Below are 10,050 nucleotides of genomic sequence, written 5' to 3' on the forward strand. Positions count from 1 at the left end.
TGTGGGCAGCTTCGCTCCGTGTCGTCGGAATCGCTTCCTTCGGTGTCGGGACGTCGCGGGTGCGCGAGACGGCCCGCGTGACTTGGGGTTCGGGTGCATAATGGTGGTGTCTTCGGACCCGGTAGTGGGGCTTGCCGGACCCAACCTCGACAGTTGTCGACAACAGTCCCTATCTCAGCTGGTCGCGCTTCTGCGCGCCTGAGGTAGGGAGTGTCATGACAGCACCAATCGGTTCCGGACCGGTCGTCGTCGGCGTCCTGCCCGGCCTCGCTCCGGGGGTCATCGAGGTTGCGTCGTCTATCGCGCGGCGCTTCGGTACGACGCTGGTGTGCGTCAGCGTGGATGCATCGCTCTTCGATGCCGGTACGCGCTCGGACGGGTCGGTGATGGTGGAACCGATCGACCCTGACACCGCTGACACGACACCGCAGGGCTTGTCGGACAGTGACAAGGCGGCAGTACGTGCTGCCGCAACGACCTACGGCGTCGACGTCACGTTCGTCCCGGGTGTCGGGGATCCGAGCCGGGCACTGTCGCAGGTGGCCGAAGACCGCGACGCGGCGATGCTGGTCGTCGGGGCCAGGACGGGAGCGGGTCGAATCGCGGAGTTCTTCACGGGGTCGGTCGCGGTACGGCTGACCCATCAGCAGCACCGTTCAGTGCTCGTAGTGCCCGTTGATCCGGTCGGGTTCGATGCCCCACTGCCGTGGGACACCCCGTGACCGGCCAGCTTGTTCTGCTCCGCCACGGACAGAGCACTGCGAACGCTGCCGGTACCTTCACCGGCTTGCGAGACGTCGCGCTGACCGAACAGGGCAGCGCCGAAGCGAATCGGGCTGGGTTGCTACTTCTGCATGCCGGCATCCGACCGGACCTCGTGCTCACGTCGACGCTCGAGCGGGCGCTCCACACGGCGGAGCTCGTCACCGACGTCCTCGGACGTGATGCGCCGATCGAGTCGACGTGGCGGTTGAACGAGCGGAACTACGGCGCCCTCACCGGCATGTCCAAGCAGAATGCGCAAGCGGCGTTGGGGGCGGAGCAGTTCTTCGCTGTTCGTCGGACCCGCACGGGACGGCCACCACGCATGTCGATCCGCGCATGGCTGGCGCTCCGGCGGACGCCGGCGCTTCGTGGACTGCCGTGGGCGGCACTTCGTCGAACCGAAACACTCTCCGACGTCATCCGCCGGGTCCAACCCGTCCTGTCGCACAGCATCACCCCGGCACTCCGCGACGGGCAGACAGTGCTCGTCGTCGCGCACGGCAACTCACTGCGGGCACTGTGTGCCTGCATGGACGGCCTAACTGACGGTGAGCTCGCGGACCTGAACCTCCCCACGGGCGAACCCCTGATCTACCGGTTCGACGGCGACGGTGGGTTCTGTCCGCGGGGTGGGGAGTACCTGCATCCGGCAGCACGAGCAGCAGCGGCAGCGGTCGCTGCGGAAGGTGGAACATGACCTCCCGAACGGACACGCACCTGCCCGATGGGCAGCTCCCGCCCGACCCAGACATCGACGCCAACGACCCGGAACGTATCGACCGGCCAGTGCATCTGCGGTGGCGGTACCTCGGTGTCGTCGCACTCGGCGGCGCCATCGGTACCGCCGCACGCGACGGACTCAGCACCGCGTTCCCCGCTCAGCAGGAGGTGTCCTGGGCGATCTTCTGGATCAACATCGCCGGCGCGCTCCTACTGGGTGTGCTGCTGGAACACCTCGCGCATCGCGGACCTGACGAGGGTCGCCGCCGGACACTGCGCCTGCTTCTGGGAACCGGTGTCCTCGGCGGGTTCACCACCTACAGCACCCTCGCGACCAGCACCGCGGTGTTGTTCCTCGCTGGCCGCGGGTTGGCCGGCACCGGGTACGCGCTCCTGACGGTCCTCGCCGGCGCGATCGCCACCGGTAGCGGCCTCGCGATCGCGGGTTTGGTCCGACCGAACGGGGCCACATCATGAGCGCCCTGGCCTTCCTCAGCGTCGCGGTCGCTGGCGGTGTCGGCGCGGCCGCACGGTTCTTCGTGGATGGTGCGATCAACCGGGGTCGGCAGTTCCGGCTCCCGGTCGGGACGCTGACGATCAACATCACCGGCTCGTTCCTGCTGGGCTTGATCACCGGCGCCGCCGGTCACCTCGGCGCCACCCCCGTCGCGGTGCTCGGAACAGGGCTCATGGGTGGCTACACCACGTTCAGCACCGCCAGCTTCGAGACCGTCCGCCTCGCACGCACTGGCCGCACCACCGCGGCTGCCGTGAACGGGCTCGGAATGCTCGTCGTCTCCGTCGCCGCAGCCGCCGGGGGCGTCACCCTCGGCACCCTCACTTGACCATCCGACTGGGAGACGAACAGCTCATGCACTTCGACATCACGATCGAGATCCCCCGCGGCAGCGGCAACAAGTACGAGGTCGACCACGCCACCGGACGGATCCGCCTGGACCGGGCGGTGTTCACCAGCATGGTGTTCCCGCAGGACTACGGCTCGATCGACGACACTCTCGGCGATGACGGCGACCCCCTCGACGCGCTCGTGCTGCTGCCCCGGCCCACGTTCCCCGGCGTCGTCATCGACGTCCGCCCGGTCGGGATGCTCCGCATGGTCGACGAGAACGGCGGCGATGACAAGATCCTCACCGTCCCCGCCGGAGACGTCCGCTTCGACCACGTCCAGGACATCTCCGACGTCGCCGAGCCGGTCCTGGCGGAGATCGAGCACTTCTTCGCCCACTACAAGGAGATCGAGCACGGCAAGCACGTCACCACCAACGGGTGGGCGAACCGTGTCGACGCCGAAGCCATCATCCGCGCCGCACAGGAACGGTTCACCCCGCACCCCTGACCGGCACCCGCGCACCCGACACCATCCAGTGCGCGCCCTGAACCGCCGTGGGGAGGCAACTGGCGCCCAGTGATCGCCAGGAGGTCGTCCCTCCGCCTCCCCGCGGCCCACACCCGCACGACCAACCCGAAAGGCGACAACCGCCGTGAACGACTACATCAGCAACGTCCACCACACCACCCACCATCAGGGCGAGTACGTGACCCACACCAGCCGCCCCGTCACCATCAGCAGCCTGCACGGCTCCCGGATCCTCGACTCCCGCGGCTACCCGACGATCCAGGTGCGTCTCGAGCTCGAGGACGGCACCGTCGTCACCGGTGACGCCCCCGCAGGCGCATCCACTGGCGCGCATGAGGCTGTCGAGCTTCGCGACGGCGGCAGCAGCTACGGCGGCCGCGACGTGAGCCAGGCACTGCACCTCATCACGACGGACGTCGCACCGATGATCACCGGCCAGTCGTGGACCTCGATCGGGCAGGCCGACGCCGCCCTCGCTGCCCTCGACGGCACCCCGAACCACCGCCGGCTCGGCGCGAACAGTGTCGTCGCGACCTCGATCGCGATGGCACGCGCTCTCGCCGCCGCAGCGGAGCTGCCGCTCTGGCGTTGGATCGCAGACGTCACCGGCAGCACGCCCCGCCTGCCCGTCCCGCACTTCAACGTGCTCAACGGCGGAGCGCACGCAGCGAACGCGCTCGACTTCCAGGAGTTCATGATCGCCCCGGTGAACGCCGAGACCATGACCGACGCGGTTCGGATCGGATCGGACGTCTACCACGCGCTGGCGGCACTGGTCCGGGAACGGTTCGGCAGTCTCGGTCTCGGGGACGAAGGCGGCTTCGCCCCGTCGATCGCCGCGCCCGAGGAGGCCCTCGACCTCCTCGTCGCCGCGATCAGTGCCGCCGGTTACGAGCCCGGCGTGGACACCGTCGCGATCGCACTCGACCCGGCGGCGAACGAGTTCGCGCTCGGTGACGGTAGCTACCGGGTCGTGGACCGCCGGCTCGACCGCGCAGGCATGGTCGACTACTACCGCGACCTCATCAGCCGGTATCCGATCCGGAGCATCGAAGACGGCTTCTCCGAAGATGACCACGGCGGCTGGAAGGCGATGTCGTTCGCGCTCGGCGACATGCTCCAGATCGTCGGCGATGATCTCTACGTCACCGATCCGCAGCGCATCCGCGACGGTGGGAAGGACGGGCTCTCGAACGCGGCGCTCATCAAGCCGAACCAGATCGGCACCGTCTCCCAGACCCTCGACGCGATCGGCGTCGCACGCTCGCTCGGGATGCGGAGCATGGTGTCGCACCGGTCCGGCGAGACCACCGACACGTTCATCGCGGACCTCGTCGTCGGCACCGGAACCGGACAGATCAAGTCCGGCGCACCCGCCCGCGGAGAACGCGTCGCCAAGTACAACCGGCTCACCGAGATCGCGGAGAACAATCCGGAGCTGCCCTACGGGCTGCGCTGACCCCGACCGGTCACCTCGTGGGCGACGCGCAGGAAAGCAGAACCAGCTGGCTGAGGCTCTCCCGACCAGATCGCCCGCAACGGCCGGGCAAGTGGCGGCCCAGCGAGCGGGACCCGCACCAGCGACCTGTCGTTGATGTCGGCGGCGACCGTGCGAAGGCTCATCACCGCCGGTGCAATTCCAGCCTGCGCGTTCGCCCGGATGATGCTCGTGGTCTCCAGCACCGCGGCCGGAACCGACAGGTTCAAACCGGCCTCCCTGAGCCATGCGGCGAGCGTCGCGCGAGTCCCGGAGCCTTCTTCCCGCAGGAGCAGAGCCGTCGCCGCCAGGACTTCCGCAGTGATCCCTGTCGACCGAGCCCAGGGATGGTCCGGCGCGACGACGACCGCGAGCTCATCGTCCGCGATCACCTGCGCGGACACACCTGCTGCCGTCACCGGGGTTTCCGTGAACCCGAGGTTCGCGCCACCCGACTGCACGTGGTCCGTCACCGCGGCGGAGTTGCCCGCGATCAGACGCACCCGCACGTCGGGTTCACGGCGTCGGAATTCGAGCAGCCAGCCCGGCAGCAGCAGCTCCGCGATCGTCTGTGACGCTGCGACGACGAGCGAACCCGTGGGAGCCCGCAGCGCAGCCACTCCTGCCTCGAGGTGGCGAGACGCGTCGAGGACCGGTCCGGCCAGCCCGACGACGAGCCGGCCCGTCTCGGTCAGCACCGACCCCGTGGTCGAGCGGTGCACCAACACGTGACCGACCATGCGCTCGGCGACCCGGATCCGAGCAGACACTGCCTGTTGCGTGACGCCGAGCGCTCCAGCGGCAGCGGAGAGGGAGCCGGTCTCGGCGACGCGTGCGAGCACCTCGAGTGTGTCGAGGTCGAGCGTTCGGTCCGTGAGTCGCCGTAGTGCCACAACCAACGATTGTGCCCTACCAAGAGGAACCCGGTACCGCCAGAGGCAGGATTCGCGCAGGCTTGGCCCATGACAATGCTCCGCACCGACCCTGCACCCGCGAACGGCAGCCAGCTGCCCCAACGGCCGCAGACGGCGTTGTTCCGGGACCTGGAGCGGCCAGGGCTGATCGTGTCGAATCTCACACCGAACTGGTTCGCGTCGATCATGGGCACAGGGATCGTCGCTGTCGCAGCTGCGTCACTGCCGCTGCAGTTCCCCGGTCTGCGCATCGCGGCGACGGTGGTGTGGGCGATCGCCGCGGTGCTCCTCGTCGCCCTCACAGTCGCGACGGTGCTGCACTGGGTCCGCTACCGGAACACCGCAGCCGGGCACCACCTCAACCCGGTCATCTCCCACTTCTACGGCGCACCACCGATGGCGTTCCTCACCGTCGGCGCCGGGACACTCCTGCTCGGCAAGGACTGGATCGGCCTCCCCGCCGCCGTGACCATCGATTGGGTGCTCTGGACCATCGGCACCATCGGAGGACTGCTCACGGCAGTCCTGGTGCCGTACCTGGCGTTCACCCGCCACGAGAACAAGCCCGACTCCGCGTTCGGCGGTTGGCTGATGCCCATCGTCCCGCCGATGGTGTCCGCCTCCACCGGCGCCCTGCTGCTGCCGTACGCTCCCGACGGACAGGCGCGGGAGACGCTGCTGTGGTCCTGCTACGGCTTCTTCGGCCTCAGTCTCGTGACGTCGCTGGTCGTGATCACGCTGATCTGGAACCGGCTCGCGCAGCACAAGGTCGGGGCCGCCGGCATGGTGCCGACCCTGTGGATCGTCCTCGGACCCGTCGGACAATCCATCACTGCGGTGAACCTCCTCGCATCGAACGCACCCACCGTCGTCGACGCATCCACCGCCCACGCGCTCCTGGTCGTGGCGCTGGTGTACGGGTTCGCGATGCTCGGCTTCGCGCTGCTGTGGACCGTCATCGCCCTCGCCGTCACCGTCCGGACCGCCCGCGAACACCTGCCGTTCAGCCTGACCTGGTGGTCGTTCACGTTCCCCGTCGGCACCTGCGTCACCGGACTCAACGGGCTCGCCCTGCACTCAGGCCTGACCGTCGTTGCCGTCCTCGCCGTCATCTACTACGCAGGCCTCGTTGCCGCATGGATCACCGTTGCCCTTCGCACCTTTCACGGATCCGTCATCCGTGGCACCCTGCTGGCACCGCCACAGCCGGCATGAGTACCCCCGAGGAACTCGCTGACGTTCGATCACTGAACGGTCTCGCGGAGACGTGGCGGACCGCGCCCGACGGCAGCCGACGGTTCGTCCCGAGCTTCGACCCACGATCCGGCGGCAGATTCAGCCGTGTCCTGGTCCTGATGCAGTCGCCCGGCCCCCAGACCATCGCCGCAGCGCACGCAGCGATCTGCAGCGAGGACAACCCGGGCCCGACCGCGGCCGCGTTCCGAGCAGCCCGTATCGAGTCCGGACTCGCACGCGGCCAGTACGTCCGCTGGAACCTCATCCCATGGGAACTGCCCGACCGCGTGCGACCCGCGGACATCGACGAGGGGCGGCATGCCCTCGCCACACTGCTCGCGGCCCTCCCCGCTCTCACTGCGATCGTCACGTACGGGGCCGTTGCCCTCGACGGCGTCATGCGACACTTCACCCTGGACGAGCACCCCCGACTCCTTCCGGTCATCGCAGCACCACATCCGTCTCCCGCCAACGGCCGCCACCGATCGGAACAACACCTCCGTTCCGTGCAAGCACTCCGGCTCGCCGCGCGAGCGCGGCAGACGTAACAAATACGAACGATTCCGCTACAACTATCCGTACCGGCGCTCAGTCCGGGTGCGAGGCGCCGTGTCTTGTAGCGGAACCCAGTCCCAGAATCTACGTGCCGCCACTACCCCTCCTGGTCGAGTTTCGCTACGTTCTCTTCATGGGTCACCTTCTCGGGTATGCGCGCGTGTCCACCACAGACCAGGACGCGTCGCTGCAGATCGACGCGCTCAACGCCGCTGGCTGCTACCGCGTGTTCGTCGACACCATGTCCGGGTCGCTCCAACACCGGCCCGAGCTCGACAAGCTCCTCGACCAGCTCCGCCCCGGCGACACTCTCGTCGTCTGGCGACTCGACCGGCTCGGCCGGTCCATCCGGCACCTCATCGATCAGCTGCACGCTCTCGCCGAGCGCGGCATCGGGTTCCGGTCCCTGCAGGAGACCATCGACACCACCTCGCCCGGCGGCCGGCTCGTGTTCCACGTCTTCGCCGCGTTGGCGGAGTTCGAACGGGACCTCATCAAGGAACGCACCAACGCCGGCCTCGCCGCCGCTCGAGCCCGCGGCCGCACCGGCGGCCGACCATCTCGGCTCTCCGCGGACCAGGTGCGCACCGCACGCCGGCTCTACGAACAGCAGGACATGACCGTCGCGCAGATCGGCGACGTGCTCGGCGTTAGCCGCACCACCATCTACCGTGCACTCGCGAAGCACGCCGAGCCCGTCGCGGCGCGACGAACCAAGCCTTCCCCAACGATGTAGCTGGCTATGGACGCGAGCGAGCGGTGGGGCATCCTTCGACTGCACGTCGAGGACGCCATCCCGCTCGCCACCCTGGCCCGCACCACGGGCGTCGCTGAGCGCACCCTGCAACGCTGGTTGGCCCGCTACCGAACCGGCGGATACCCGGCTCTCGCCGACGGCACCCGCACCGATCACGGCGCCCGACGGACGGCACCGGAACTGGTGCGCCTGATTGAGGGGCTCGCACTCACCAAGCCACGACCTTCGATCGCCACGATTCACCGCCAGGTCGACAATTACTGCACCAAACGAGGTCTCTCAGCGCCGTCGTACTCCGTTGTGCGGTCGATCGTGAACGGGCTTGATCCCGGGATGGTGACGCTCGCGCTTGAGGGGCCCGCGTCATATCGGGACAAGCACGAACTGCTGCTCCGACGTCGTGCGGATCGCCCCAACGCGATCTGGCAGGCGGACCACACGATGCTCGATCTGCTCATCGTCGGACCCGACGGCAAGCCCGAACGGCCGTGGTTGACGGTGATCCTCGACGACTACTCCCGCGCGGTCTGCGGGTACATGGTGTTCCTCGGCGCCCCATCCGCCGCGAACACCGCGCTCGCGCTCCGGCAAGCGATCTGGCACAAGCCGGAACCGGACTGGCCTGTCTGCGGGATCCCAGACGTGCTCTACACAGACCACGGGTCCGACTTCACCAGCCACCGAATCGGCGACACCGCCGCCGTGCTGCACCTCCGCATCATCCACTCGCAGGTCGCTCGCCCCCAGGGCCGCGGGAAGATCGAGCGGTTCTTCGGCACCATCAACACCGAGCTGCTCCCAACGCTCCCCGGCCACCTCGCACCCGGATCCTCGGCGCCGGCGCCGACGCCGGCGCTGGATCTCGCCGGTGTCGACAGTGCCATCAACACGTTCATCCGCCGCTACAACGCCCGCATCCACCGCGAGCTCCGGAAGAGCCCACTGGAAGCGTGGATCGCAGACGGGTGGCTGCCACGAATGCCGGACTCCCTCGAGCAGCTCGACGGGTTCCTGCTCACCGTCCCGACCACGCGTGTCGTGCAACGAGACGGCATCCACTTCGAAGGGCTCCGCTACACCGCAACCACTCTCGCACCCTTCGTGGGCAGCACCGTCAGCGTCCGGTACGACCCCCGCGACGTCACCGAGATCCGTGTCTTTCACCGCGACGCGTTCCTGTGCACCGCGATCAGTACCGCGCATCAGACCGAGACCATCAGTCTCAAGCAGATCCAGGCCGCCCGGAACGCGCAACGAAGAGCCCTGCGCGGGCAGATCCGCGAACGCATCGCGATCGTCCGCCCCACACCCGATGATCACACCCCACCAGCACCCGCACCGGCACCGGATCAACCGCGACTGATGACCTACGAGGAGGACCGGTCATGACGAGCCAGTTCATCATCACGAAGGAACACCGTCGGTTCGCGGAGTTCGCCGACGCCGTCCGGAAGCAGAACACCATCGGCGTCTGCTTCGGCCCCGCTGGCGTCGGCAAGACCCTCTCCGCACGCCGCTACGCCCACTGGGACAGCATCGGCCCGTTCATCGCCAGATGGGCCGCACGCAGCGAAGACGACACGAAGATCTACGCCGCCGCCCACCGAGCCCGCACCGTCTTCTACACGCCCGAGGTCTCCGCCACGATGCGCGCCCTGCAGGACGACCTCCGGCACGACATGCTCCGCACCGAACGCTGCATCGAGGAACACCTCCTGCTCCAGGGTCGCCACTTCGACCACGCACACGGCCCCAACCCGTCCCTGCTCGAGCTGATCATCATCGACGAGTCCGAACGCCTCACCGGCAACGCGATCGAGTGGCTCCGCGACCAGTACGACCGCACCGGCATAGCGATGATCCTCATCGGCATGCCCGGCATCGAGAAGCAGTTCAGCCACTACCCGCAGCTCTACAGCCGCCTCGGTTTCGCCCACCAGTACCGTCCGCTCGGCCACGACGAGCTGCTCTTCGTCCTCGAACGTCAATGGCGCAAGCTCGGCAAGACGCTCGACCCCGACGACTTCACCGACGCGCAAGCCATCGCCGCCGTCGAACGCATCACCCGCGGCAACTTCCGGCTCCTTGAGCGCCTCCTCCCTCAGATCCAACGCGTCCTGAAGATCAACGAGCTCGACGTCATCACCAACGACGTCGTCGAGGCCGCCCGCAGCACCCTCGTCATCGGCACCACCTGACCCGACACCGATCGCAGCGAAAACGACGACACAGAGCGAGGCTGCTCACA

12 protein-coding genes are annotated in these 10,050 nt (G+C 68.1%); 11 read left to right on the forward strand and 1 reads right to left on the reverse strand.

Translation table 11 applies throughout. From position 1 onward, the window contains the following. Positions 1–215 precede the first annotated feature (215 nt). The 6 genes from B9Y95_RS20135 (at position 216) to eno (ending at position 4,322) form a co-directional block, all read left to right on the forward strand. Positions 216–722: a universal stress protein gene (locus B9Y95_RS20135; RefSeq protein ID WP_060915497.1), complete on the forward strand. Its 507-nt coding sequence runs from the start codon at positions 216–218 to the stop codon at positions 720–722. Further along, positions 719–1,462: a 2,3-bisphosphoglycerate-dependent phosphoglycerate mutase gene (locus B9Y95_RS20140; RefSeq protein ID WP_055960826.1), complete on the forward strand. Its 744-nt coding sequence runs from the start codon at positions 719–721 to the stop codon at positions 1,460–1,462. Before B9Y95_RS20135 ends, B9Y95_RS20140 begins: the two co-directional genes overlap by 4 nt. 89 nt (positions 1,463–1,551) lie before the next feature. Further along, positions 1,552–1,962 (forward strand): CrcB family protein, encoded by a 411-nt coding sequence (locus tag B9Y95_RS20145; protein ID WP_055962328.1) that lies wholly within the window; start codon positions 1,552–1,554, stop codon positions 1,960–1,962. Beyond that, a complete protein-coding gene (locus tag B9Y95_RS20150; RefSeq protein ID WP_055960823.1) occupies positions 1,959–2,330 on the forward strand; it encodes a fluoride efflux transporter FluC in 372 nt (123 codons plus the stop codon). The genes B9Y95_RS20145 and B9Y95_RS20150 overlap by 4 nt, the downstream gene beginning before the upstream one ends. Positions 2,331–2,356: 26 nt before the next feature. Continuing rightward, complete coding sequence (locus tag B9Y95_RS20155) at positions 2,357–2,842, forward strand: inorganic diphosphatase (protein WP_055960822.1); 486 nt, start codon at positions 2,357–2,359, stop codon at positions 2,840–2,842. Between the two features lie 145 nt (positions 2,843–2,987). After that, positions 2,988–4,322, forward strand: a complete 1,335-nt coding sequence (eno, locus tag B9Y95_RS20160) for a phosphopyruvate hydratase (protein ID WP_083393829.1) — start codon at positions 2,988–2,990, stop codon at positions 4,320–4,322. Here eno and B9Y95_RS20165 read toward each other — a convergent pair. After that, positions 4,307–5,233: a LysR family transcriptional regulator gene (locus B9Y95_RS20165; protein ID WP_085514435.1), complete on the reverse strand. Its 927-nt coding sequence runs from the start codon at positions 5,231–5,233 to the stop codon at positions 4,307–4,309. The two genes, eno and B9Y95_RS20165, sit on opposite strands and share 16 nt — an antisense overlap. A 69-nt stretch (positions 5,234–5,302) precedes the next feature. Between B9Y95_RS20165 and B9Y95_RS20170 the strand changes: the two genes are divergently transcribed. The 5 genes from B9Y95_RS20170 (at position 5,303) to B9Y95_RS20190 (ending at position 10,000) form a co-directional block, all read left to right on the forward strand. Next, complete coding sequence (locus B9Y95_RS20170; RefSeq protein WP_234994195.1) at positions 5,303–6,469, forward strand: TDT family transporter; 1,167 nt, start codon at positions 5,303–5,305, stop codon at positions 6,467–6,469. After that, positions 6,466–7,038 (forward strand): uracil-DNA glycosylase family protein, encoded by a 573-nt coding sequence (locus tag B9Y95_RS20175; protein WP_085514436.1) that lies wholly within the window; start codon positions 6,466–6,468, stop codon positions 7,036–7,038. The genes B9Y95_RS20170 and B9Y95_RS20175 overlap by 4 nt, the downstream gene beginning before the upstream one ends. A 140-nt stretch (positions 7,039–7,178) precedes the next feature. After that, a complete protein-coding gene (locus B9Y95_RS20180; RefSeq protein ID WP_055960814.1) occupies positions 7,179–7,781 on the forward strand; it encodes a recombinase family protein in 603 nt (200 codons plus the stop codon). Between the two features lie 6 nt (positions 7,782–7,787). Beyond that, complete coding sequence (locus B9Y95_RS20185; RefSeq protein ID WP_071301383.1) at positions 7,788–9,191, forward strand: Mu transposase C-terminal domain-containing protein; 1,404 nt, start codon at positions 7,788–7,790, stop codon at positions 9,189–9,191. Beyond that, positions 9,188–10,000, forward strand: coding sequence for an AAA family ATPase (locus B9Y95_RS20190; protein ID WP_055960810.1), 813 nt, complete (start codon positions 9,188–9,190; stop codon positions 9,998–10,000). The genes B9Y95_RS20185 and B9Y95_RS20190 overlap by 4 nt, the downstream gene beginning before the upstream one ends. The last annotated feature ends 50 nt before the right edge of the window (positions 10,001–10,050 follow it).

The organism is Plantibacter flavus (assembly GCF_900177615.1).
GTDB classification, from domain to species: Bacteria; Actinomycetota; Actinomycetes; order Actinomycetales; family Microbacteriaceae; genus Plantibacter; species Plantibacter flavus.

Excerpts from the sequence above, each read along its gene's own strand:
- B9Y95_RS20175 (WP_085514436.1), top strand. The coding sequence starts at position 6,466 with ATGAGTACCCCCGAGGAACTCGCTGACGTTCGATCACTGAACGGTCTC.
- B9Y95_RS20185 (WP_071301383.1), top strand. The coding sequence starts at position 7,788 with ATGGACGCGAGCGAGCGGTGGGGCATCCTTCGACTGCACGTCGAGGAC.
- B9Y95_RS20190 (WP_055960810.1), top strand. The coding sequence starts at position 9,188 with ATGACGAGCCAGTTCATCATCACGAAGGAACACCGTCGGTTCGCGGAG.
- B9Y95_RS20180 (WP_055960814.1), top strand. The coding sequence starts at position 7,179 with ATGGGTCACCTTCTCGGGTATGCGCGCGTGTCCACCACAGACCAGGAC.
- B9Y95_RS20150 (WP_055960823.1), top strand. The coding sequence starts at position 1,959 with ATGAGCGCCCTGGCCTTCCTCAGCGTCGCGGTCGCTGGCGGTGTCGGC.
- B9Y95_RS20170 (WP_234994195.1), top strand. The coding sequence starts at position 5,303 with ATGACAATGCTCCGCACCGACCCTGCACCCGCGAACGGCAGCCAGCTG.
- B9Y95_RS20155 (WP_055960822.1), top strand. The coding sequence starts at position 2,357 with ATGCACTTCGACATCACGATCGAGATCCCCCGCGGCAGCGGCAACAAG.
- B9Y95_RS20135 (WP_060915497.1), top strand. The coding sequence starts at position 216 with ATGACAGCACCAATCGGTTCCGGACCGGTCGTCGTCGGCGTCCTGCCC.